Source organism: Pelovirga sp. (genome assembly GCF_059864205.1).
On sequence record NZ_JCBCBS010000215.1, the window covers coordinates 1 to 24,090 of the forward strand.

The window sequence follows — 24,090 nt, forward strand, 5'->3', positions numbered from 1 at the left end:
GTGGTGTCACAGGAGCAGGATGGCTTTGGCACGGGTACGTTGGTCAAGCTGAGTATTGATGCGGAAGGCTATATCGTCGGTAATTTCTCCAACGGTGCTCCGCGTAAGCTGATGCAGATGGCGCTGGCAAAATTTACCAACCCCAACGCGCTGGATAAAATCGGTAATAACATGTACTCTCAGAGCACCTCATCGGGGGTGCCGGTTGTCGGCACCGTCGGTTCCGGGGTCGGTAATATCTTTACCAACGCGCTGGAGTTGTCCAACGTCGATCTGGCCTCCGAGTTTGTCAAGATGATCACCACCCAGCGTGGTTTCTCGGCTAACTCTAAAACCATCACCACCACTGATGAAATGCTGGCGGAAGTCATTAACCTGAAGCGCTAAGCTTACCAGTCAAAATTCTGACTTAGAGCGAAGGTGCCACCGGGACAGATTCCGGCGGCACCTTTTTTATTTTTTACGGTGGCGCATGCGTTCTTTAACTTACTGAAAACACTAGGCTGTAAATCATCCAGGGATTTTCATTCATACTGGCATGATACCTGCTTTAGTGAACAGCTGATCGGTGTTATTTGTTGAAATTGATAGATCGTTCGTCGTTTCATTGACCTCGTCGATCTTTTGCGACCACGCCACTTAGAGGACACCTATGGATCTGGCAACAATTGTCGGCCTGATTGCCGCTTTCGGCCTGATGCTCTCCGCTATTATGCAGGGCAGTTCTCTGTTGATTTTTATCGACATTGCTGCCCTGACGATCGTCGTCGGTGGAACCTTGGGCACCGTCCTGGTTCACTTTCCCTTTGGCGATATTCTGGGGGCTGTCAAAGTGGCTAGCAAAGCCTTCATGCACAAATCCCACTCGCCGGTTGATACCATCTCGCGGTTGATCACCTACGCTGGTAAGGCACGTAAGGAGGGGATTTTGTCGTTACAGTCGGTCATGAATGATATTGACGACGAGTTTTTTCTTAAAGGGCTGCAAATGGCAGTTGACGGTCAGGAACCGGAGGCTCTGAAGGAAATGCTCGAACGCGAAATCGAATACGTCATGGAGCGCCATGACAAGGGGGCGGAAATTTTTTCCACCTTTGCTGCTTATTCACCAGCCATGGGGATGATCGGCACCCTGATCGGTCTGGTGCAAATGCTACAGACCATGGATGATCCTTCCACCATCGGCCCGGCCATGGCTTTAGCCCTTTTGACCACTTTTTACGGGGCGGTTATTGCCAATATTATTGCCAACCCGATCGCCGGCAAACTGAAACTCAGATCGACCAGTGAAGTTCTCAATAAAACGCTGGTAACCGAAGGGATGAAAGCAATCCTCGAAGGGGAAAATCCACGCCTGATGGAACAGCGCCTGCACGCTTTTGTTGCGCCCAAAGAGCGACAGAGCAACTTCGGTTAAGCGGGGGTGACGATGGCAAAAAAACCGAAAAAACCGATGGCCGGAGCGCCCCTGTGGATGGTCTCATTCAGCGACATGATGACCCTGCTGTTGACTTTTTTTGTGCTGTTGTTGTCTATGGCGAGCCTTGACCAGGTGCGTTTTCAACGAGCTGCTGAATCTTTGTCGGGTGCCTTTGGCCCTGGAGTACTGGCCAGCAGTACCCGTACAGAGGTTGCGCCACCGCAGGTAGTTTCTCACGTACCTATCGATGATGATTTTAACGCCCAGGTTTACCGGCGCCTGCGCACCCAGTTGCGCGACCTCAAGCTCGATCGGCAGATTGAGCTGGTCAAGGATCGTGGTGCCGTGGTGCTGCGTGTCGACGAGGCGATTCTCTTTAGATTCGGACAGTCGATTCTGAACCCGGATGCTGACCCGGTGTTGCGCAAAGTAGCCGAGCTGGTGCGCCCCTTGCCCCTAAACGTAAAGATCGAGGGGCACACTGATGACATTGGTGATGACATGTATAACTGGGAGCTTTCCGTGGCTCGCGCCGTGTCAGTCTTACGTTTTTTGGCCGGTGATCACTTGTTGCCCTTAACACGTATCTCGGCTACCGGCTATGGATCCCATCGTCCGCTGTTTCCCAATCTCAGTGAACGTGAGCGCGCCTTGAATCGGCGTGTCGAATTTGTCCTGGAAAGCCAGGGGGATCCGCAGCAGGAGTTGCCTTATCTGATTGATGCACGGGACCAGGCACCTTTTTAAAGAAACAGGGTAATTATTAAGCAACCTATACGGCAGTGTGGGCCTGCAGTTGAGAGTAGCTGAAGGCAACTCCTATACCGTCATTCCGGCGTGTTTTTGGCCGCAATCCAGCTTTTATTTCCGGATTCACGACAAAAGCACTCGGGGATGACAACATGTGCCGGCCTGCTGAATAGTTACGAAACAGAAAACTGAAGTTTTTTCAGGCTATCAAAATGTGATCGGGGAAGGATAAATCAATGGCCAAAGAACCGGAAAAAAAAACCGATGAAGGCGGCGGCACCAAAAACAAACTGATCATTATTATCGCCGCCATTGTTGTTCTGTTGATTGGTGCGGGGATCGGAACCTTTTTTTTCATGAATAGCGGGGGCGATAAACCATTGACTCCGGAACAGGAACAGGCTTTGCTGGAACGTCGCGCCAAAGAGATTGGGCCGATGGTTAACCTCGAGAGCTTTATCGTCAATATCCTCGACGAGGGGGAGGTGCGTTACCTCAAAGCAGCTATCACCCTCGAAGCCGATAGTGCCGAGGTTGCCGCCGAACTGAATCAGCGCATGCCACAGATCAAAGATGCGATTCTTATGCTGATCGGCAACAAAACTTTCGCTGATCTCAGTGATCTACAGGGCCGCCTGCAATTACGGGCGGAATTGCTCAACCGGATCAACAGCCTGTTGCTTAACGGCAAGGTCAAGCGCATCTATTTTACTGATTTTGTCGTTCAGTAACGGATAATGCTTTCACCAAAAGCATCAAAGTGGATGGATAAGCACAAAGCGTCAAAGGCAAGGCGCGCAAACAGTGAGCATTGGGGCGTACTTAAGAACGTCGAAGCGGTGGAAGCGGTGGAATAAGCGCAGCACGCGGCAGTTGGTTAGTTTGTGCGACGCCATTAAGGAACTGGTGTGGAAAAGATACTCAGTAAAGAAGAAATTGCCGATCTCCTCTCTGCGGTTCACCGTGGCCAGGTTGATATTGAAACGGCCGCTGAAGATGCAGGCCAGCCTGCTGCTAACAGGTCGGTAGTGAACTGTAATCTGTTCCGTAGCAGTGGCACCGAAGGGTGGCGGCTGCGCAATTTTGATCTGATCCTCGACGGCTTTGCCCGCAATTACGCCATGTCCCTATCAGCCCGTTTCCAGCGTGCCGCTCATATCAAACTCGAGGCGCTGGAATCCATGTCCTTTGATACCCTGCTACAACGCTTGTCCGGCCGTGGCGCTATCGGGGTTTTGCAACTTGAGCCGCTAACCGGAGGTGGGCTGCTGATCTTTGATGAACAGCTGGCCTTCTCCCTGATGGAAATGGTGCTTGGTGGCAATTCCCAAGGACAGGCGCTGATCCCGGAGCGTCCGTTAAGCGCTATCGAATTGAATGTTCTGCGCGATGTGATCGTTTCCGCCTGTCCGGAGCTGAACAAAGGGTTTGGACAGATCGAAGCAATCAAAACGGAACTGGTTGAGGTGGTCAGTAACCTGCGGCTGTTAAATTTTGTTGATACGGAAGTTGGCGTGTCGGTTTCTCAGTTTAAGGTCGTCATCGAAAATTTAGAGGGACATATTACCCTGGTCATTCCTCATCTGACCCTTGAGCCGCTGCAGAAAAAACAGAAATTAAGAGCGGTGCCCGCCAGTTCATTGCAGAGTACGCGCTGGCAGAAACTGGTCTGTGATGAGCTCAACAACATGGAGGTCGAGGTACAGGTCAGGCTCGCGTCCTTATCCCTACGAGTGCGGGATATTCTCAATTTCCAGGTCGGGGATGTGATCGATCTGGGAATTAAACCGGAAGCTCCGGTCAAGATATCGATAGAAGAACGCTCCAAGTTTTTAGGAATGGTGGGTGTTCAAGGAAACAAAAAAGCGGTTCGCATTTCGGGACGTATTCCCGGTGGAGGAAAACAATGAGCACTGATGGTAATCAAGTACAAAAAGCACCTGCGCCCAGCTCGATGAAAGATCGGGGAATTGATCTGCTCCTTGATATCCCGCTGGAAGTTGCCGTTGAGGTTGGCCGTTCGCGCATCCTGGTACGTGATTTGTTGCAATTGCAGGAAGGTTCCATGATCGAGCTGGACAAACTTGCCGGAGAGCCTCTCGACCTGTATGTCAATTCGCGGCTTATCGCTCGCGGTGAGGCGGTGGTGGTCAATGAAAAGTTCGGTTTGCGCCTGACCGATGTTGTCAGTCCATCCGAGCGCATTGAGAATCTGGGGTAAGTCGATGCCTGCAGCTATTGCGCTGATGATTCTGCTCGTTCCGGTCACGGTGTTAGCTGAGACCGCCGCAAAGGAACCGAGCCTGTTCGCCGCCGGCCTGAAAATGCTCGCCGCTCTCGGGGTTGTTGTCGGTTTATTGCTGTTGTTTTATGCTGCCAGTCGCCGCGGTTTTGGTTTTTTGCCACAGAATAAAAGCGAAATTATCCAGATTCTCGAGACACGACCTTTAGGTGGGCGAAAATTTCTCTGTGTGGTGAAAGTCCGTGACGAGGAAATTCTCCTGGGGATGACCCATGATCGGATCGAACACCTCGGACGCTTGGGACCGGTAAAAAAAGGATTCAGTGACAGTTTGAATGCTGCACAGGAGAAGCAGCCATGAAATGGCGGGTGATACTGCTGCTGCTGGCCCTGCTGTTGCCCGTGACGGTGCAGGCCCAGGGGTTGCCAACTATTACCCTGGGGATAGGGGAGGCCACCGAGCCGGCGCAGGTGTCAACGGCCCTGCAGATTCTGATTCTGCTGACGATCCTGTCGGTAGCACCATCGATTCTGTTGATGACCACCGCCTTTACCCGGATTGTTATTGTTTTGTCATTTGTCCGTCAGGCGATGGGGACCCAACAGGCACCGTCTAACCAGATTGTCGTTGGTTTGGCGCTGTTCTTGACCTTTTTCATTATGGCACCGGTATTTACTCAGATTAATGACGAGGCCCTGCAACCCTATCTCAGCGAAGAGATCAGTCAGGATGAAGCCATTCCGCTGGCCCTGGAACCGATGCGCCGTTTCATGTTTTCCCAGGTCGGGGAAAAGGATCTGCAACTGCTTGTCGATATTTCCGGTTCACAGCAACCGGAAAGTATGGATGATATCGGTATGCTGACCTTGATTCCAGCCTTTATGCTGTCAGAACTCAAACGTGCTTTTCAGATGGGATTTTTGCTGTTTGTCCCCTTTTTGATGATCGATATGATTGTTGCCTCGATCCTTATGGCGATGGGGATGATGATGCTGCCGCCGATTATCGTGTCGCTGCCGTTCAAGATTCTGTTGTTCGTGCTGGTGGATGGGTGGTCACTGGTGATTGGTTCGTTGGTTCAGAGCTTTGCCTGATAGGATGATATATGACACCGGAATTTGTTGTTGGAATTGGCCGCCAGGCCATCGAAACAACCCTCATGTGTGCGGCTCCGATGCTGATCGCGGCGTTGATCATTGGTTTAGTCATCAGCATTTTTCAGGCGGCGACCCAGATCAATGAACAGACCATGACTTTTATTCCCAAGATTGTCGGGGTGTTTGTCACCCTGTTGATTTTTTCTCCCTGGATTCTGCAGAAAGCGACAGCGTTTCTGATTTCTATTTTTAATCATCTCCCCAATATCACCCCCTGACGCGAGCAACGGATGGAGTTGCCGGTTTTTACACCGACCCTGATTCAAGGGTTTCTTATCTGCCTGGCGCGGGTGGCTGCGGTTTTTGCGGTTATTCCTGTGTTCAGTGGCGGTCAGATCCCAACACAGATGCGCATTGGGGTGTCAGTGATGTTTGCCTTGCTGACCTATCCTGTTGTGCAGCATGTTCTGCCAGTCACATCCCTGAACATCACTGATATGGCAATCATTATCGCGGCTGAGGTTGTTTTCGGCCTATTGGTCGGCTTTATTGCGCAGCTGATCTTTATGGCAGCAGAGTTTGCCGGGTCGATTGTCGGATATCAGATGGGCTTCGCCATGGCCAACGTGTTTGACCCGACCACCCAGCAGCAGGTCGCTTTGATCTCCCAATTTCAGGGGATCTTTGCCATTTTGCTGTTTCTTTCTCTGAATGCGCATCATCTGTTCCTTGAGGCTCTTGTTGCATCGTTTACCATGCTGCCACCAGGGGGTCTGAATCTCTCCGGTGGTGCCATCCCGATGATCGTCGAACTTTCCAACCATGCATTGATTTTAAGCGTGCGTCTGGTGGCCCCGATTCTGGTCGTGGCTATCCTTGTCACCCTGGTTCTTGGCTTCATGGCGCGCATTTTCCCTCAGCTCAATGTCTTCATGCTCTCCTTTCCCGTAAAGATTGCTCTTTCCTTCATTATCATGGGACTGACCTTCGGGGTCTTTGCCGCTATTCTTCAGGGTGAATTTGCCGCACTTCCGGAACGATTCTTGCGACTGTTCAGTCTGCTGTAGCCTCTCCTCTTAAATTGTGCCAAAAAACCGGCACGATTTGAACTGTCAGGTGGCTACTCAAGGGTGATGCTAGGGATCGACTCAGGGAGAACCGCGTGGCAGAAGAATCAGGTCAGGAAAGGACAGAAACGGCGACAGCCAAACGTCGCAACGATTTTCGTGAAAAAGGTCAGGTGGCCCAGAGCAAGGAGGTCACCACCGCCGGTCTGTTCACTTTATCGTTGTTGCTGTGGTTTTTTTACGCCCATCCCTTCTGGGAAAACCTGCTACAGCTGTTCCAGGTTTCCATCATCAGATTGATAGATTTTGAGGTGACCCCTACCACTATTGTCGTGCTGGCCCACAGCCTGGGGGCACTCCTTGGTAGTTTGTTATGGCCGATCTTTTTGATCTCTCTGGTTGTCGGATTCCTTTCCTCTTTCCTCCAGGTTGGTCCCCTTCTTTCAACCAAGGTTTTTAAACCGGACATCAGCAAATTCGATCCGATCAAAGGGATGAAGAAGTTTGTTTCCAAGCGCTCTGCGGTTGAGCTGATCAAGTCGCTGGCAAAGGTCATGTTGGTAGCCTACGTGGCCTATCTGACCGTTGCCAATGAATTTGATACGGCCCTGGCGCTGGGGATGCTCGAACTCAATCAAACCATAGTGTTTCTTGCCAAGGTTTCCTTTCTCGTGATGGCTAAAACCTGCGCCATTATGATTCTATTGGCATTTATCGACTTTGCTTTTTCGCGCTACGAAATGGAACAGAAGATGAAAATGACCAAGCAGGAGGTCAAGGAAGAACATAAACAGACTGAAGGCGATCCGCTACTCAAGTCGCGCATCCGTTCCATGCAGATGCAACAGGCGCGGCGCCGCATGATGTCTGAAGTGCCCAAGGCTGATGTGATTATCACCAACCCGACCCACCTTTCCATCGCCATCAGTTATGAGCGCGAAACCATGGATGCCCCGCAGATTGTCGCCAAGGGTGCCGACCATATTGCCTTTAAAATTCGTGAAATTGCACGTGAACATAAAATTCCTGTCATCGAAAACAAGCCGCTGGCACGGGCTTTGTACAAGCAGGAGATAGGTGAGCAGGTTCCTGAAGAATTGTTTACCGCGGTCGCCGAGGTTCTGGCTTATGTGTACCGTTTGAAGAGTAAAAAGTAGCTGGAAAATATAGGGAAAATTTACACAGAACAGGGCTGGAACCCTGTGCCGATATATTGACACGTAGGGGTGTCAATATTCAGGTGTCAAGGAGCAGATGATGGCAACACCAGTAACTATTGATGACTGGCGCAGACTGATTGTTCGCACGGACGTATTGATTGCCTTCGGGCTGGTACTGATCCTGATGTTGATGATCCTGCCGGTTCCGCCGATGATGCTCGACGTGTTTTTATCTTTGAACATTACCATTGCCCTGTTGATTCTGATCACCGCGTTGTATACCTCCCGCGCCCTGGACTTCGCTATTTTTCCCAGCGTGTTGTTGGTCACCACCCTGTTTCGCCTCTCCCTCAACGTGGCTTCCACCCGCTTGATTCTGCTGCGCGGTGATGAGGGCCCGGGCGCTGCCGGTAGTGTCATTCAGTCTTTTGGCCAGTTCGTGGTGGGCGGCAACTACGTGGTTGGTATCGTCATTTTTACCATTCTTGTCATTATCAACTTCATGGTTATTACCAAAGGTGCCGGGCGTGTCGCTGAGGTGGCAGCGCGCTTTACCCTTGATGCCATGCCGGGCAAGCAGATGGCTATAGATGCCGATTTGAACGCCGGCCTGATCAATGATGACGAGGCGCGTTCACGGCGCAAGGAGATTGCTTCGGAGTCCGACTTTTACGGAGCAATGGACGGGGCCAGCAAATTTGTCAAGGGCGATGCTATCGCCGGCATTATTATCACCCTGATCAATATCGGTGCCGGTATTGTCATCGGTGTCATGCAAAAAGGAATGGTGCTAAGCGAAGCCGCTGCAAACTACACCATCCTTACCGTTGGCGACGGTTTGGTCGGGCAGATCCCCGCCCTGATCATCGCTACCGGTGCCGGCATCATGGTGACACGGACCGCCGGTGATGAAGATTTTGGCACCGAGATGAAGCGTCAATTCAGCGTTAACCCCCGTTCCCTGTGGGTGGTGTCAGCTATCCTGCTGATTTTTGCCCTGATTCCCGGTTTACCGAAAATCCCCTTCTTTTTGCTGTCGATCTTGACGGGACTGGTGGCCTGGAGGGTGTCAAAAAACTATTCGGAAAAACTGCGGCAGCAGGAACTCGACGATGCGCCACCGCCGAAGCAGATTGAAGAAGAAAATTACGAGCAGATGCTCTCTGTTGATCTGCTTGAGATGGAGGTCGGTTACGGCTTAATCCCTCTGGTCGATACGGCGCAAAATGGGGAGTTGCTGCCGCGGATCAAATCAATCCGTCGTCAGTTTACCCTCGACATGGGCTTTATTGTGCCGCCGGTGCACATCAAAGACAACCTGCAGCTTAAGCCCAACGAGTACGCCATCATCCTCAAAGGAGTCAAAATCGGTGGCGGAGAGCTGTTGCCCGGCCATTATCTGGCGATGAATCCTGGTACCGCAACCGAAGTCATCAAGGGCGTCGAAACTATCGAGCCGGCGTTCAAACTGCCGGCTATCTGGGTTTCAGAAGATAAAAAAGAGCGGGCGCAGATCTCCGGCTATACCGTGGTGGATAATACCACTGTTGTTGCCACCCATTTGAGTGAGCTGATCAAAACTCATAGCCATGAACTGCTCGGCCGCCAGGAAACCCAGAATCTTCTCGATAATCTCGCCCAACAGTATCCCAAGCTGGTGGAAGAGCTGGTGCCGGGGCTGCTCAACCTCGGTGTCATTATGCGCGTGCTGCAGAATCTGCTGCGCGAAGGGGTCTCCGTACGCGATTTGCGAACAATTTTGGAAACCCTGGCAGATTGGGCACCAGTTGTGCATGATCCAGATCAACTGACAGAACATGTACGTGCCACCATGGCACGCTCCATCAGCAGCAGTTACAGCCAAAACGGCGAGGTACTAGAAGTGATGACCTTTGATCGCAATGTCGAAACCCGTATCCAGGACGCCCTGCACAGCACCGAACAGGGCTCATACCTGGCGTTGGAGCCCGGCTTCGCCCAGGCATTGATTAACAGTTTGACCCAGGCATTACAGAATGCTGCCGGTGGCAATCCGGTGCTATTGTGCACGCCAACAATCCGACTCCATGTCAAAAGGTTGACTGAGCGTTATCTGCCCGGTCTGGCAATTATCTCCCACAATGAGATCGCGCCCCATCTGAAGGTGCGGTCAATAGGAACGGTGACCGTCAATGCTGGTTAAAAAATTCGAAGCAGAAACAATGGCCGCAGCCCTAAAACAGGTAAAAGAGACCCTCGGTCCTGAGGCGTTGATTTTGTCAACCCGCACCTTAAGGAAAAAGGGGCTTGGTGTTCTCGGTCGCCAGACCATCGAAGTGACTGCTGCTGTTGAGTCCCCCTCGATGAGACGCCCGTCTGCCCCGGCACGCAGCGGTTATGGTGACGGTCGCCCGCTGGCTGCACCCCGATCGACGGCGTCGGCAAATCGTGTCGAGACCCTGGAAGATGAAATTGTCAGTCTTTCCAGCCGCCGCTCGTCACCTCCTGAGCCTCTGGCCATGGAAGAGCAGGCTGCTGATCCGCGCCTTGACGAGGAGTTGCGGCAGCTACGCGCTCAGGTTGAGTCACAGAGCATCAATCAGCTCAGGGCTGAAATTGAGCAACTCAAAGAGTTGATGACTCAACTGACCCTGGCCCAGGCACAGAGCCAGAGGCAACAGTCGGAAACCACGCCGGAAGCATTATCTGTACCACTTGAGGTTCGTAAAACGGCCCCACGCCAGACCCCAACTCCCTTGCGGACAGCCGCTGTCGCTGGGACCTTCGACCCCTTGGCGGCACTGTTGCAGGAGCGTGGTATTGATGCTGAATCGGCAACGACCATCGCTGCTTACGCCACTGCACGCATGACCTCGCAACAGCGTCTTAATGCCCACCAGCAGCGCGAATTTTTATGCACCACCCTGGCGGGTCTGGTGCAGTCCAAAGGCAGCTGGTGGAGACCAGGCCAGCCACAGCAGAAGGTCTCCTTGATCGGTGCCACCGGTGTCGGCAAAACCACCACAATCGCAAAGTTGGCCGCTCAGGCCATGACCCAAAGCGGCGCCCGCGTTGCCCTGGTGACCATCGACACCTATCGGATTGCCGCTGTTGAGCAGCTCAAGGTGTACGGCGAGATCATGGGAGTTCCTGTTGACGTGGTGTTTTCACCGGAGCAATTGCAGGAAACCTTCCGGCGTCATCGCGATAAAGACCTGATTCTGATCGATACCGCCGGGCGTAGCCCCAAGGACGAGGTACGTATCGATGAACTGAACGATTTTCTCGGTGCCCACAGTGGCGTCGAAAACTGCCTGGTGCTTGCCGCACCAACCGCCGACGATCTTCAGCACAAAAGTTTTGAGGCCTTTAGCAAGTTGCCGATCAGCCGCCTGATTTTTACCAAACTGGACGAAGCAGACCAATGTGGCAGCCTGATCAATCTGCCGTTGAAAACCAACCTGCCGATCGGTTGTCTGACCAACGGTCAGAAGGTGCCGGAAGACCTGCTACCCGTCGATCCGCAACTGGTTGCCGACCTGGTGATGGGACGCTTTGAGGATGTCCGGAGGATAGCCGTATGATGAGTAGTAACCTCGATCAGGCCGGAACCCTGAGGCAGATGCGCGGCCGGCAGAATAACGTGAACAGCGAATTACAGATGTCAGCGACCCGCGTCATTTCCGTCACTAGCGGCAAGGGTGGGGTAGGTAAGACAGCGGTTATCTCCAATGTAGCAGTAGCGCTGGCGCGTCTTGGAAAGAAAATTCTGATTATTGATGCCGACCTGGGATTGGCCAATGTCGATGTGGTCCTGGGCATTTCCCCTCCCTACAACTTGAATCACTTTTTTTGCGGTGAACGAACCCTCGAGGAGGTCATGGTCGAAGGCCCTCATGGCCTGAAAATTCTTCCAGCCGGTTCCGGGGTGCAGCAATTTACCCGACTTGATGGGCAACTGAAGATGCGCCTGATCGATGCCCTCGATGCTCTTGACGAACATTTTGATGTGGTGCTGATCGATACCGAGGCCGGCATTTCCGACAACGTCACCTACTTTAACGTCGCTGCCCAGGACATTCTCGTCGTCACCACCCCTGAGCCGACGGCTATCACTGATGCCTATGCGCTGATGAAGCTGCTGTCAACCCAATATCATCAGAAGCGTTTTTTGCTGGCGGTCAATTCGGTACGTAATGCCGACGAAGGGCTCGATGTTTTTGAAAAACTGACCATGGTATCGGGGCGTTATCTCGATATTTTCATCGATTACTTAGGGGCGATCCCCTTTGACCGCAAAATGCACGATTCAGTGCGCCGGCAACAGGTGATGGTTGAACTGCACCCTGATAACAAGGTCGCCAGGGCTTTTGTCGATCTGGCGCAAACCCTGATGGAAATACCCCAGAACAATCAGGCCCAGGGAACCCTGCAGTTTTTCTGGAAACAGTTTCTTGGTGTCGGTGCGGAGGCAAGCTGATGACCTACATCCAGGGCGGATACGGTCTACCGGGGCCGGTAGAGCGCGAAAAAATGATCGAGGCTCATCTCACCCTCGTCGATTTTCTGGTCGACCGGATGATGACCCAGGTGCCTTCCTTCGTCAATCGTGACGATATCCGCAGCGCCGCCCTGCTGGGCTTGATGGACGCTGCTAATCGGTTTGACCCGCGCCGCGGGGTGCTGTTCAAGACCTTTGCCGAGCGCCGCATCCGGGGTGCGGTATTTGATGAAGTGCGACGTATGGATTGGTTTTCGCGCACCCTGCGGGAAAAGCAAACCCGCTTGAACCGTGCTGCCGAAGCACTGGGGCAGCGCCTTGGCCGCGATCCGCAGGACGAAGAGGTCGCCGTTGCCCTGGAGATGTCGCTGGACGATTTTCGGGAACTGCAGTTCCAGGTCAGTCAACTTGGTTATGTCAGTCTCGATGACCAGATCGATCAGGACGAGAGAAACGGTAGATCCTTTATTGACAACCTGGAAGATGTTTTTCAGGTCAATGTCCAGGAGCGGATGGAGGCTGACGAACTGACCCGTGAACTGGCCGGATATCTTGACGAACTGTCAGAAAAGGAGCGGCTGGTGATTGCCCTGCTCTATTACGAAGAGCTTTCGCAGAAGGAAATTGCCGATGTGCTGGAACTGACGGAAGGGCGTATCTCCCAACTGCACAGTCAGGCGCTGGCAAAACTCAAAGTCAAGATGAAGCGCAGTATCAATGCGTTAGGGAAGGGGCATTAGGATGACAGCTGCAGTGGCCATGAGTGCCATGTCATTGGTCGGCGCGGGGATCGCGCTGATAGCGATCCTGTTTCAGCGCAAGACCCTGTGCCGATTGGCACAGCAGATAAAAGACCTGGAAACAAAACTGATTGAGAGCTTGCAAGAGCTTAAGTCGGTAGCGCCGGTAATGAGTAGCTTTTCAGCTCATTTGCACGATGCCGAAACAATACAGCAGAAAAGTCACCAGGAACTTAAGGAAAAACTCCAGGCAAACAACGCGGTTCAACCGCAGATGCAGGCAGATAAGTACCGCTACGCTGTCGCATTGTCAGCACAAGGTCAAAGTGTTGACAACATTGCCCAGGCGTTGAATATGGCGTCTGCCGAAGTGGAGCAGGTGGTGCTGTTGGCGCAGGTCAAACGCCCGGTTTAAGCGGTCGACTGGTTGGTACATAAGGGTAAAGTTTCGACCACCAACGGTCGACAAGGTTCATGCACAACAACCCGTGGAGAAAGATGATGGCAGACGGAAAATATGCAGCGATATCGGGAGCCGTGGCACGGATGCACAAGCTCGACAACATCAGTGAGCATCTTGCCTCCGCCCGCACGCCCGGTTACAAAAAAGGGACCGTCACCTTTGCTGCCCGACTGGGTGAAGCGACCTCGGGGATGGCCAGCAATGCCACCAATTTTACCGGGTTGACCGCCCATAAGATCGATTTTTCCCCCGGCCACCTTGAGCACAGCGGTAGGCCCCTTGATGTTGCTATCAACGGTGAGGGATTTTTTCAGATACAGCGTCCGGATGGCGAATTGGCTTATACCCGCAAGGGGAGCTTTCAACTCAACGGTGAAGGATTGCTTGTCGACAGCAATGGTTATGCGGTAACCGGTCCTGATGGCGAAGAAATTATTCTTGAGCGACCGGATATCGACATCCTCGGTGACGGGTCGATCTGGATCGAAGATCAGCAGGTTGCCCAGATCGGCTTATTCCGGTTTGAAGACACCGAACAGCTGCGGCGTGCCGGCCAGGATCTGTTTGTCGCTATGGATGATGCCGTTGCTGTGATCCATCCGCAACCGCAAATGGTGCAGAACAGTCTTGAAGGCTCGAATGTCAACCTGATGGCAGAAATGGCGCGTATGACCTCGAATCTGCGTGCTTTTGAGGCCACCCAAAAGGCCCTTAAAACCTACAGCGACATGAACGCCAAAGCGACCGAGATGGGACTGCTGCAGTAAAAAATGGGTGTAACTATTCAGCTCTATCCTTGCACCGGGTCGGGAATCCTATGTCAAGGGACGCTTTTCGTCATCCATGACCGCTTTTTGTCGCCGTCCATGGCGACAAAAACCCTTGCCACAGGATCCAAAGGCCCGGTGCTGAACAGATACAAATGGGTCAATAATAAATAGATATCAGCGACGCTCGCTAATGCGTCTGGAATAAAGGAGTCAAGTCATGATCAGAGCACTTTGGACCGCCGCAACCGGCATGCAGTCTCAACAGACCAATATGGATGTGATTGCCAACAACCTGGCGAACGTTAACAGTTCCGGCTTCAAAAAAAGCCGGGCTGACTTCCAGGATATCCTCTATCAAACCACCCGCGCTGCCGGTGCCGGTGTCGATGGTGGTGAGGTTCCCACCGGCATTCAGATCGGTCTGGGATCACGGGTTGCCGCCGTGCAGAAAGTCTTTACCTCCGGTGACTTTGTCCAGACCGAAAGTGAGCTCGATGTGGCGATCGAAGGGCCAGGGTTTTTCCAGGTCATTCTGCCCGACGGTACCGATGCCTACACCCGTTCCGGTGCGTTAAAAAAGGACAGTACCGGCCGGCTGGTAACTTCTGACGGATTCCCGCTGGTTCCCGAAATTGTTATCCCCGAAGGGTCGACCAGCATTGCAATCGGCAGTGGCGGTACGGTTGATGTGCTGCTTGATGGTGAAAGCACTCCCACCGAGGTCGGCGTCATTGAACTGATCCGCTTTGGTAATCCGTCAGGGTTGAAAAGTCTGGGCCGCAATCTCTATTCCGAAACCCCGACCACCGGAGCACCCATTGCCGGAACCCCCGGAGAGGCCGGTTTTGGAAGTTTGTCACAGGGCTTTCTTGAAGGTTCCAACGTTAACATCATGGAAGAGATGGTCAATATGATCGCCGGCCAGCGCGCCTATGAAGTCAATTCCAAAACCATCAAAACCGCAGACGAGATGCTGTCGATCACCAGTCAACTGGTTCGCTGATAAGGATGTAACATGAGACATCAAATGCTAATCCTCCTGACGCTGGTCCTGCTGCTGTTTGGGCTACATCCTGTCAGTGCCGGCGAGACGGCCCATGTCGTCATCGATCACCAGGAGATGCAGCAGATTCTCGATGATTTTTTGACCGAACAATCAGCCCTTTTACCCCAGGTCGAACTGCGCCTGACTGCCGTACAGTTTCCCGCCCCCTACAAGGTGCCGGCAGGACGCATCGAGCATCAGCTCATAGCGGCGCGCCCCGGGGTTCTCGGCAGCCGTCGTATTTCCTTTATGACCCGGGTTAATGACCAGATTGTCAGCAATCAGTCGATCCGTGTCGAGATCGAAGCCATGGCCGAGATAGCGGTGGCAAAGGAATCCCTGCGGCGCGGAACCCGGTTAACCGACAACCTGATCGAGATGCGCTATCAGGATATTTCGCGGCTGTCTGAACCGATTTTTGATGGTGCCGATGCCGTCGGCAAAATCGTCAAGCGTACCGTGCGCCTGGGGGAACCCCTACAGGGACAACAGCTGGAATATCCACCGTTGGTCAAGCGCGGCGAGCGCGTTGTTATCGAAGTGCAACATGCCGGAATGACGCTGTCGGCGGTAGGTGAGGCGCGTCAGGACGGGCGTGAGGGAGAATCGATCAGGGTTATCAATACCGGTTCGTCGCGCGAAGTGATCAGTCGGGTCGTTGCCCCCGGGCTGGTCAGAGTGGAGTTATAGCCATGCTGAAAAATCTACTGTTGCTGCCGTTGTTTTTTGTTATTAGCGCCTGCGCCATGCCGGGCCGACCCATTGATCTGGTTGAAGTTGAGCCGATTGCGCCGGTGATTTCCGAACCGGCGCCGCCACAAACCGCCGGCTCGTTGTGGACCACCAGTCGTGGCGGTATTTTTGCCGACATGAAAGGGACCACCGTCGGCGATATTATTACCGTAGTGATTTCCGAGAATGCCAGTGCCAGCAAGGAAGCCAAAACCCAGACCGGACGCAACAGCACCATGTCGGCCGGTATTACCAACCTCTTTGGCCTGGAAACCGACATTGGCGATTTTATCGGCGGCAATCCTTCTACCATCATCAATGCCAACGCCGGCAACAAGTTTGACGGCAGTGGTAAAACCGAGCGCAAAGAAGCCCTCAAAGCCACACTGACCACCCAGGTGGTTGAAATTCTGCCCAACGGCAACCTGCGTATCGAAGGGAACAAAACCGTCACCGTCAACCGCGAAATGCAGATTGTGCAGTTAACCGGTATTGTCAGGCCGTCCGATGTGTCAGCCCGCAATCTGGTTGACTCGCAGAATGTTCTCAATGCGCGCATTTCTTACGTTGGCAAAGGCGTGATCAGTGACAAGCAGCAACAGGGGTGGCTGGTTCAGGTTCTTGATCAGATCTGGCCCTTCTAACATCGGCACCGCTAGACAGGAGTATCACCATGACAAACATAACAACCAGGTTACTCATCGCGCTGGTGCTGGTGTCGGGACTGTTGTTGCCTGCGAATGTCGAAGCCTCGCGCATCAAGGAACTGGCTCAACTCGAAGGAGTACGTTCGAACCAGCTGGTGGGCTACGGCCTGGTCGTCGGCCTTGACGGTAGCGGCGATAGTGCCCGCACCCGCTTTACCGTGCAATCATTGGTCAACATGATGGAGCGCCTCGGAGTGGCGGTTAACCCGGCACTGGTCAAAGTGGATAATGTCGCTGCAGTTATTGTCACTGCCGAATTACCCGCCTTTGCCCGCGCCGGTAGTACCATCGACGTCAGTGTGTCGTCCATTGGAGATGCTGATAGCCTGGCCGGTGGCACCCTGTTGATGACCCCGTTAAATGCCGCTGACGGCAACGTTTATGCGGTGGCTCAAGGACCGCTGGTAGTGGGTTCGCTGGCCGTTAGCGGCAGAGCCGCAACGGTGCAGAAAAACCATCCAACCTCGGGGCGGATTCCGGGCGGTGCCTTTGTCGAACGCGAGGTCCCTTATGTGTTTGGCGAAACAGATAATCTCAATTATCGCCTGAAGAACTCCGATTTCACCACCGTCTCGCGCATGCGTGATGCGGTCAACCAGCATTTTGGTGTTGCCCTGGCGCACGCGCTCGATGGCGGACAGCTGGAAATCAACGTGCCGCCGCAATTCCGCGATAATGTTGTTGCGTTTGTCGCCGAGGTTGAACAATTGCGGGTCACTCCCGATACGATCGCGCGCATTGTCGTCAATGAGCGCACCGGCACCATCGTCATGGGCGAAGGTGTCAGAATTTCGACAGTGGCCGTCTCCCACGGTAATCTCAGCCTGGTCATCAGTGAATCGGCCAGGGTTTCTCAGCCTTTTCCGCGCTCAGAAGGGCAGACCGTGGTGATCCCGGAAACCGAAATCGAAGTGATAGAAGATATGGGGAATCTGGTCGTCATGGAGCAGGGTGTGAGCATTGGTGATGTCGCTTCGGCCCTCAACGCCATCGGTGCCACCCCACGTGACCTGATCGCCATCTTCCAGGCGATTAAGGCGTCGGGGGCCCTGTATGCGGATCTGGTGGTGCTTTAAGGGGTTAGGAGGGACTGGGTAGCAGGAAGTGGGACAAATAACATCGCGCAGCGATGGACGCCGCGAAGCGGCAGACAACGGACGGCTTTATGGACATTAATCACGGTTTTGATACTGCTCAGATGGTGCGCCAGGCAACCGGGATGCCTCGCCCGATCAAGTCACCCGGTCAGCAGGATCCGGAAAAGCTCAAAGGGCTGGTACAGGAATTTGAGGCGATTTTTATTCAACAGATGTACAAGGAAATGCGCAGCACCATTCCGGATGATGGCTTAATTCCGCGCACTAACGCCGAAGACACCTTTGTCCAGATGCAGGATATAGAGGCGGCAAAAGCTACCGCCCGTCAGGGAGGGATTGGTTTGGCAGAGATGATGATGAAGCAATTGCAGCAGATTGATTGACTGCAGCAAATCACCCTTGCATTTGCCCGGCAAGGATGCTAATAAAATCTCCATCCGGAGGCTCCGGATAAGAACATGATGTCGGGGCGTAGCGCAGCCTGGTAGCGCACCTCGTTCGGGACGAGGGGGTCGGAGGTTCAAATCCTCTCGCCCCGACCATTTAAAAACAAGTACTTAGGCCATTCCTTTCGGAGTGGCCTTTTTGTTTTTTTACGAAGACGTTGTTCTGGTGACTGTCTGGTGACGGTAAGGGGTCAGGCTCCCCGTCCAATTGTCACAACTGAAGGAGGAACTACCGCCCAGCAATTGAGAACACGAAATTAATAAACGGATAAACGGGGACAGGCTGGTGCAATGGAGCGCTACCGGGCAGATCTTGGTGCATGGATCTCGTCTCGTCAGCAACAGCATGAGCATAATCTGAAAATGCTACGTGCAGTTGTTGCAACAGGGCAGTCGGCACTTAGAAGTGCTGCTCATCAACGGCGGCGCAGCTGTCGCCGTACTAGCGTTTGTCGGTGGCCTTTGGCCGCAAAGCTCTGCTTCGCCTGCCATTGGCTCGCTCGCCCTAGCTCCACTCTATTACGTTTTCGGCGTGCTGACAGCAGCAGTGGCATCTGGGGCGACCTACTTTTCGCAGGATGGATATGGTCAGGAGTTTGGTAGGGCAAGTGATATTGTGGGTCGAGTGGGGCATATTCTTGCAGTGCTGGGGGTACTTATAGCGTACGGGTTATTCGGCTACGCCTCATGGTCTGCCTTCTTAGCAATAAGTAGTTGCTAGAATGGGAAGGATGCTATGCACCAAATCGAATATCTAAAAGAGCACATAAAGGCATTACGGGAACTAGCCGCGAAGCCGCAGCCGAAGCTGTCGCAAGCAGAAGCCTACGCGCAGTACGACAGGCTTGAGCAGCTTTTCAGAAAAGAAGCTATCGCAGCCATTGAAAAAACAGAATCCTGAACCTGGCGTCGTTCATTGCCTCTGTATCTGTAGCCCTGAAACCTGACCACGATGTCAGTGCCTGCAAATGTATTGTTCGACTGGCTGGGCAATGCCTCACTATTCTACTTTCAACCCCACAACTTCCATCAGCTTGCCATAATCGGTGACAACATCATATTTCACGTTTTCAGGGGCGATGTTGCTGTTGATTTCGGAGAAAAATTTACGGGCGCATTCGATCTTGGTTTCTTCCAGGGCACGTAATTGCAGTGACGACATACTGCCCTTGGTTTCTGCTACGAAGTACACGTGCTTGACCCTTCCCTCGTTGAAGGAGATGGCCCAATCGGGGTTGTAGTCACCTACGGGGGTGGGAATCAAGAATCCTCTCGGGAGCTTGGCATAGACGACAACTTCGGCGCTGGTATCCAGCTCTTTCACAAATTCACGCTCAATTTTTGAGTCGGTAACAGCGTAGTCGTAAATATGATTGTTCAGCTTATCTCCGGCCCTGGAAAAGTCCTGGATTTTCTGGGCAGCGGTGAAAATATCAACATCAAACCGATCATCGATTTCGTCGTAACGTAGTTTCTCGATAATCACTGTCGCCTTCTGTTCTTTGATTAAACGCGAACACTCGGTTATGAAATGCTCCGGGTTGGCCTTAAACTGGGCGAAACGAAGCGGCTCCATACCGGTGAGAATATCGGCGATGGTTTTGCGGGTCAGCTGGGTGTTCTCCGCCAGCTTTCCAAGCAGATCGTACTTGACCAGTGAGTGAATTGACGCATTGTGCGCTTCGGTCAGGGTTTCTTTGACAATAAACCCCCTGCCATCCTTGAGTTGATCATCCGTCAGATTCGCTGTCTGGATTCCCGACTGAACGCTGTATTGCAGCGGAGTTATGTTGAGCTTGGTGTTAAGTACTGGGATGCACTTTCGCACCAGCTCCGCTGAATAAAACTCAACCCGGTAGACGGCTTTGTGATTGATACGCTTCCACAGCGCCTGAAATTCCTTCTTGTTGAAGTTGTCATTAAGGGGGTTGGTCTTCGGCTTACGATCATTCTCAATGCCAGGCAGTTGCGCTTCGCTGAAGACGCTATCTACCAGGGCGAAAATCTGCTGTGCGTGGGGGGGCAAGCTCAGGTGGCAAGGATGCCAGTTCACCATTGGCCTTTGCTGTATGGTAAGTGTCAACAATGCGGTCGGCATCATCGGTGTAATCATTTTTGAGCAGGTACCGGTAAATCTGTTTAGCCATCGCCGGGGATATTTCAACCGGCCCAGCTTCCGTGGTGATGATCTTTCCGGCAAAGTAGGCTTCGTCTGCTTTTCTTGGCCGCGCCGACAGGGAATCACTGATTTCCCGTTGCAGGTTGGCGACAAAATCCTTGTAACTTTCGCTGGCAACAACAGATAGAACGTTTATGTCATGCACCGTTACCGGGTGATCCATCCGATCACCCTGCTGATTGACACACAAGCGCAACCCTCGGCCCACCTCCTGACGACGAGAGATAGTGTTATCACTGTGTTTGAGCATACACATGACAAACACATTGGGGTTGTCCCAGCCTTCACGCAGGGCCGAGTGAGAGAAAATAAAGCGGGTCGGCTCAGCAAACCCCAACAGTTTTTCTTTATCCTTCAGAATTAGATCGTAAGCATCGACATCATCTGACAGTCCGGCTTCTTCGCCGCGCTTGATAATTGACGGGTCGGTGAGCTTTTTGGATTTTTTGTCGATGGAAAAATAGCCGTTGTGGGTTTTTCCCACGGCAATGTCTTTCAGATATTTGCGGTAGTCCTCATTATCCAGCGCCAGTTCGCCAAGGTACTCATCACGCAGCGCCTGATATTCTTCCTCGAAAATGCGGGCATACTCCCCCTTATCATCTGCCTGATCATAATCACGGTACTTGGCAACCTCATCGATGAAGAATAGCGACAGCACTTTAATCCCCTGCTGAAACAGGACCTTCTCTTTATCAAAATGCGCCTTGATGGTTTCGCGTATTTGAATCCGGCGGATCGTTCCTTCCGTTACGTCGCCAGTAGCGTCGCCGGTGGTCAGCACCACGCCGTTGGAAAACTCTACCGTTTCCGTCGTGGCATCAATCTGGGTGATCACCATATCGCGGTACTGATCAAGCTCATTGCTCAACACATACAGGTTCGCACCCTTTTCCAGCCGCAGAACTTTGCGTTGGATAGAACCCGACCTCAGGCGTGTCTCCACTTCGATCCGGGCCGCAGGAGCCTGTTTAGAAATAACGATGGACTCCAGAAATAGATATGCCGTTGTACCGGCCAGACCCCTGACAGATATTCCACGCACGGCAATCTTCTTCACCAGCTTTTGATTGTAGGCATCAAGGGCATCAAGACGATGAATTTTATTGTGGGTAGTGCGGTGGGTCGCAGAGTAGCGCAGCAGCATCAAAGGCTTGAATCGGGCCAGAGATTCCAGCGTTGCCTTGCCTTCCATCTTCTGCGGTTCATCAAGAATCAGAATCGGACGGTTGGCGGCGATAACGTCAATGGGCTTGCGTGATTGAAAGTCGTCCAGCTCTTCATAGATGCGCCGGTTGTCCTTGCCCCTGGCGTTGAAAGCCTGGATGTTGATGATCATGACGTTGATACCGGCGTCGGAGGAAAAACTCTCCAGATGATGCAACTGTTTGGAGTTGTAAATGAAGAAGCGAGCCTTCTTGTTGTAGCTTTCAGTGAAATGGTCGGCGGTGATTTTCAGGGATTTAAAGACTCCCTCACGGATGGCGATACTGGGCACCACGATGATGAATTTGGACCAACCATAGAGCTTGTTCATCTCGAAGATGGTCTTGATATAGCAATAGGTCTTGCCGGTGCCGGTCTCCATCTCTACATCCAGGTTGATGTCACACCCGGCACTTTTTACCAGACTTTCAGAAATAGGCAGGTTCTGCCGCCGCTGTACGGCACGAATGTTATCGAGCAATTGCAGACCAGTCAGTTGGATGTCGGGATTTTTAAACCCCGCAGTCTCCAGCAGACCAATTTGAACCTGCCCCGCTTTATCTGTCTCCTGACCGGGATCGATGCGATATTTGATTCCCGAGGTGTTCACCTGCCCGGCAAAACAGTCCACCACCGCCTCAACAGCGTTGGTCTGGTAGGGCTGGATTTTAAACTTCAGTTTCATAGCAGCGTCTTTCTGCATTTCATTCTGCAATATACTTTTTAAGTACGCAAAAAATTATAGCAACATCCTGATATAGCTTGGCTTTCCATAAATCCTTTCTGCAAAAGAGCCTTTTCTTTCTGCAAAGCTTTCTGCATACCACCTTGCAAAAAGGGTTTCAGCCCTTTGGGCGTTTGCTGCCCTTCTTATCCGGCGCTTTCAGCTGCTTCAGCACTTTTTCCGCCTCGATAAAGTGCTTTTCCACCTCGGTGGGCTGTTGGAGCCGTTGCGCACGGTACTTGTCGAATTCCTGATGCGCCTTGTTCAGCGCCTGCTGATTACTGATGCTGCCGGCATGGGTCAGCAGCTCCCGCCCCGTCATGGTCAGGAACTGTTCCAGCCGTTGCTGCCAATCCGCCATTGTCATGGGCTTGCGATTGAGCGCCTGAACTTCGGCCAGTTCCAGATAGGCATTGACGATGCGGTTCAGCAGGTTGAGTTCTTCTTCGGTGAGGTAGTTCTTGGCGACCTCAGTATCGCGTTTCAGCGGGGTCTTTCCCGGGAAATTCGTGATACCCATGTTGGGCTCATTCGCGTCGGCGCGCTTAAATATCACTTCGGACGCGGTATGCCCATGAGCTGCCCAATGCATTTTGTTCTGCACCTGCTTGAAAAACAGCTGGGTTTGCTCAGCCCTGGGGTCGTAATCCGTACTGGTGGCGTAGATGTCCAGCACCTTGCGCCAGAAAACCTTCTCGGAGCTGCGAATATCCCGGATGCGCGCCAGCAGCTCTTCAAAATAACGATCGTTCTGGGGTTCCTTGAGCCGCTCATCATCCAGCACAAAACCTTTGATAATGTATTCCTTGAGTCGCTCGGTGGCCCAGATCCGAAAGCGTGTGGCGATGGCGCTTTTGACCCGATAACCAACGGCAATGATCATATCCAGGTTGTAGAAGTCCCGCTGGCGACGGACCTCGCGCTCACCCTCCTGCTGAACTGACAAGAATTTCTTGTGAGTTGCCTCCCGCTCCAGCTCGCTCTCTGCATAGACGTTCTGAATATGGCCGCTGATATTCTGCTGGGTGGTCTGGAACAGCTCTGCCAGCTGGTTCTGGGTCAGCCACAGAGTTTCATCCTGCAGGCGCACCTCCAGTCTTAACCGGCCTTCGGCGGCTTCATAGAGCAAAATATCACCGGCGCTGCCGGGTTGTTCGGTATCCCGGCTCATAAAGCGCGAACCTCAGTACCCGGCGACATCTGCCGGAAAACCTGCTCTACGTTGATCTTCAGATCATCGGATGCAAACCCGCTGTCGCGGAAGACAACCCGCATCGGCTGATACTTGGTGAGTTCTTTCACCAGATCTTCGCTGATGTCTTTATCAAAACAGGCAATCAGGGCATTTTCATCAACAAAGAAAACCTCGAAAGAATTTTTCACCACGGAAGGCACGGAAGCCACGGAAGAACTTTGAATTTTGTTTTCTGTGTTGTCCGTGTTTTCCGTGGTTATAAGGGTTCTTCGGATGGGCAAGGTCAGATCAACACCCCAATCAAGGAGAACCTGGAAGAGCAGGTCTTCGGCAGTGCGGTCGGGTTTGATGTTGTCGGTGAGGCTGGTCAGGAGATTCTGTTCAATTGCATCCGGAGTGTAGTAAACCTCGGCCATGTTGGATGAGTCGATTTTAAGGACGCGAAAGCCGATGTCTAGATTATTAACCACGGAAGACACAGAAGACACGGAAGAAGAATGGAATAAATCCTCTTCGCCTTTTCCGTGTTTTTCCGTGCTTTCCGTGGTCAATTGTTCTTTGATCTTTTT

At 52.6% G+C, this 24,090-nt stretch carries 27 protein-coding genes and 1 tRNA gene; 24 read left to right on the forward strand and 4 right to left on the reverse strand.

The genetic code is table 11. The features are described from left to right. From AC6F7T_RS13305 to AC6F7T_RS13420, 24 genes are all read left to right on the forward strand, one after another. Positions 1-387 (forward strand): flagellar hook-basal body complex protein (locus AC6F7T_RS13305; RefSeq protein ID WP_500719608.1); only part of this gene is annotated, 387 nt, incomplete at its 5' end. 265 nt (positions 388-652) lie between these two features. Beyond that, positions 653-1,417 (forward strand): MotA/TolQ/ExbB proton channel family protein, encoded by a 765-nt coding sequence (locus AC6F7T_RS13310; RefSeq protein WP_500719610.1) that lies wholly within the window; start codon positions 653-655, stop codon positions 1,415-1,417. Between the two features lie 12 nt (positions 1,418-1,429). Then, complete coding sequence (locus AC6F7T_RS13315; RefSeq protein ID WP_500719611.1) at positions 1,430-2,167, forward strand: flagellar motor protein MotB; 738 nt, start codon at positions 1,430-1,432, stop codon at positions 2,165-2,167. A gap of 239 nt (positions 2,168-2,406) precedes the next feature. Continuing rightward, on the forward strand, positions 2,407-2,901 hold the full coding sequence (locus AC6F7T_RS13320; RefSeq protein WP_500719613.1) for a flagellar basal body-associated FliL family protein: 495 nt from the start codon (positions 2,407-2,409) through the stop codon (positions 2,899-2,901). 177 nt (positions 2,902-3,078) lie between these two features. Next, on the forward strand, positions 3,079-4,080 hold the full coding sequence (locus AC6F7T_RS13325; protein ID WP_500719615.1) for a FliM/FliN family flagellar motor switch protein: 1,002 nt from the start codon (positions 3,079-3,081) through the stop codon (positions 4,078-4,080). Further along, positions 4,077-4,391, forward strand: coding sequence for a flagellar motor switch protein FliN (gene fliN / locus AC6F7T_RS13330; protein ID WP_500719617.1), 315 nt, complete (start codon positions 4,077-4,079; stop codon positions 4,389-4,391). The genes AC6F7T_RS13325 and fliN overlap by 4 nt, the downstream gene beginning before the upstream one ends. 4 nt (positions 4,392-4,395) lie before the next feature. Next, complete coding sequence (locus AC6F7T_RS13335; protein WP_500719619.1) at positions 4,396-4,773, forward strand: flagellar biosynthetic protein FliO; 378 nt, start codon at positions 4,396-4,398, stop codon at positions 4,771-4,773. Continuing rightward, positions 4,770-5,507: a flagellar type III secretion system pore protein FliP gene (gene fliP / locus AC6F7T_RS13340; RefSeq protein WP_500719620.1), complete on the forward strand. Its 738-nt coding sequence runs from the start codon at positions 4,770-4,772 to the stop codon at positions 5,505-5,507. The genes AC6F7T_RS13335 and fliP overlap by 4 nt, the downstream gene beginning before the upstream one ends. Before the next feature lie 11 nt (positions 5,508-5,518). Continuing rightward, the gene (gene fliQ / locus AC6F7T_RS13345; protein ID WP_500719622.1) at positions 5,519-5,788 is read left to right on the forward strand and encodes a flagellar biosynthesis protein FliQ; all 270 of its coding nucleotides are present in this window, start codon (positions 5,519-5,521) and stop codon (positions 5,786-5,788) included. Positions 5,789-5,800: 12 nt separating this feature from the next. Beyond that, positions 5,801-6,577 carry a flagellar biosynthetic protein FliR gene (gene fliR / locus AC6F7T_RS13350; RefSeq protein ID WP_500719624.1) on the forward strand — a complete coding sequence of 259 codons (777 nt, stop codon included), beginning with the start codon at positions 5,801-5,803 and terminating at the stop codon, positions 6,575-6,577. A 95-nt stretch (positions 6,578-6,672) separates the two neighbouring features. After that, positions 6,673-7,734, forward strand: a complete 1,062-nt coding sequence (gene flhB, locus AC6F7T_RS13355; RefSeq protein ID WP_500719626.1) for a flagellar biosynthesis protein FlhB — start codon at positions 6,673-6,675, stop codon at positions 7,732-7,734. Positions 7,735-7,831: 97 nt separating this feature from the next. Continuing rightward, positions 7,832-9,919, forward strand: a complete 2,088-nt coding sequence (flhA, locus tag AC6F7T_RS13360; RefSeq protein WP_500719628.1) for a flagellar biosynthesis protein FlhA — start codon at positions 7,832-7,834, stop codon at positions 9,917-9,919. After that, positions 9,909-11,300, forward strand: coding sequence for a flagellar biosynthesis GTPase FlhF (gene flhF / locus AC6F7T_RS13365; RefSeq protein ID WP_500719630.1), 1,392 nt, complete (start codon positions 9,909-9,911; stop codon positions 11,298-11,300). The genes flhA and flhF overlap by 11 nt, the downstream gene beginning before the upstream one ends. Further along, positions 11,297-12,196 (forward strand): P-loop NTPase, encoded by a 900-nt coding sequence (locus tag AC6F7T_RS13370; protein WP_500719632.1) that lies wholly within the window; start codon positions 11,297-11,299, stop codon positions 12,194-12,196. The genes flhF and AC6F7T_RS13370 overlap by 4 nt, the downstream gene beginning before the upstream one ends. Then, on the forward strand, positions 12,196-12,957 hold the full coding sequence (locus AC6F7T_RS13375) for a FliA/WhiG family RNA polymerase sigma factor (protein WP_500719634.1): 762 nt from the start codon (positions 12,196-12,198) through the stop codon (positions 12,955-12,957). The genes AC6F7T_RS13370 and AC6F7T_RS13375 overlap by 1 nt, the downstream gene beginning before the upstream one ends. Position 12,958: 1 nt before the next feature. Beyond that, a complete protein-coding gene (locus tag AC6F7T_RS13380; RefSeq protein ID WP_500719636.1) occupies positions 12,959-13,372 on the forward strand; it encodes a hypothetical protein in 414 nt (137 codons plus the stop codon). 83 nt (positions 13,373-13,455) lie between these two features. Further along, positions 13,456-14,187 (forward strand): flagellar basal-body rod protein FlgF, encoded by a 732-nt coding sequence (gene flgF / locus AC6F7T_RS13385; RefSeq protein WP_500719637.1) that lies wholly within the window; start codon positions 13,456-13,458, stop codon positions 14,185-14,187. A gap of 220 nt (positions 14,188-14,407) precedes the next feature. Then, positions 14,408-15,193: a flagellar basal-body rod protein FlgG gene (gene flgG, locus AC6F7T_RS13390; RefSeq protein ID WP_500719638.1), complete on the forward strand. Its 786-nt coding sequence runs from the start codon at positions 14,408-14,410 to the stop codon at positions 15,191-15,193. A 12-nt stretch (positions 15,194-15,205) separates the two neighbouring features. Then, positions 15,206-15,925, forward strand: coding sequence for a flagellar basal body P-ring formation chaperone FlgA (gene flgA, locus AC6F7T_RS13395; RefSeq protein ID WP_500719639.1), 720 nt, complete (start codon positions 15,206-15,208; stop codon positions 15,923-15,925). A gap of 2 nt (positions 15,926-15,927) precedes the next feature. Beyond that, a complete protein-coding gene (locus AC6F7T_RS13400; protein WP_500719642.1) occupies positions 15,928-16,611 on the forward strand; it encodes a flagellar basal body L-ring protein FlgH in 684 nt (227 codons plus the stop codon). A 29-nt stretch (positions 16,612-16,640) separates the two neighbouring features. Further along, positions 16,641-17,750: a flagellar basal body P-ring protein FlgI gene (locus AC6F7T_RS13405; protein WP_500719644.1), complete on the forward strand. Its 1,110-nt coding sequence runs from the start codon at positions 16,641-16,643 to the stop codon at positions 17,748-17,750. An 89-nt stretch (positions 17,751-17,839) separates the two neighbouring features. After that, positions 17,840-18,154, forward strand: a complete 315-nt coding sequence (locus AC6F7T_RS13410; protein ID WP_500719646.1) for a rod-binding protein — start codon at positions 17,840-17,842, stop codon at positions 18,152-18,154. A gap of 82 nt (positions 18,155-18,236) precedes the next feature. Continuing rightward, a tRNA-Pro gene (locus AC6F7T_RS13415) sits at positions 18,237-18,313 on the forward strand. 640 nt (positions 18,314-18,953) lie between these two features. Continuing rightward, positions 18,954-19,118 (forward strand): hypothetical protein, encoded by a 165-nt coding sequence (locus AC6F7T_RS13420; protein ID WP_500719648.1) that lies wholly within the window; start codon positions 18,954-18,956, stop codon positions 19,116-19,118. A 99-nt stretch (positions 19,119-19,217) separates the two neighbouring features. Here the strand turns inward: AC6F7T_RS13420 and AC6F7T_RS13425 are convergent, their stop codons facing one another. The 4 genes from AC6F7T_RS13425 to AC6F7T_RS13440 form a co-directional block, all read right to left on the reverse strand. Beyond that, positions 19,218-20,273 (reverse strand): restriction endonuclease, encoded by a 1,056-nt coding sequence (locus tag AC6F7T_RS13425; RefSeq protein WP_500719650.1) that lies wholly within the window; start codon positions 20,271-20,273, stop codon positions 19,218-19,220. After that, positions 20,203-22,287 carry a DEAD/DEAH box helicase family protein gene (locus AC6F7T_RS13430; RefSeq protein WP_500719653.1) on the reverse strand — a complete coding sequence of 695 codons (2,085 nt, stop codon included), beginning with the start codon at positions 22,285-22,287 and terminating at the stop codon, positions 20,203-20,205. Before AC6F7T_RS13430 ends, AC6F7T_RS13425 begins: the two co-directional genes overlap by 71 nt. Before the next feature lie 157 nt (positions 22,288-22,444). Beyond that, the gene (locus AC6F7T_RS13435; protein ID WP_500719655.1) at positions 22,445-23,497 is read right to left on the reverse strand and encodes a RhuM family protein; all 1,053 of its coding nucleotides are present in this window, start codon (positions 23,495-23,497) and stop codon (positions 22,445-22,447) included. Next, positions 23,494-24,090 (reverse strand): hypothetical protein (locus AC6F7T_RS13440; RefSeq protein ID WP_500719657.1); only part of this gene is annotated, 597 nt, incomplete at its 5' end. The genes AC6F7T_RS13435 and AC6F7T_RS13440, both read right to left, overlap by 4 nt.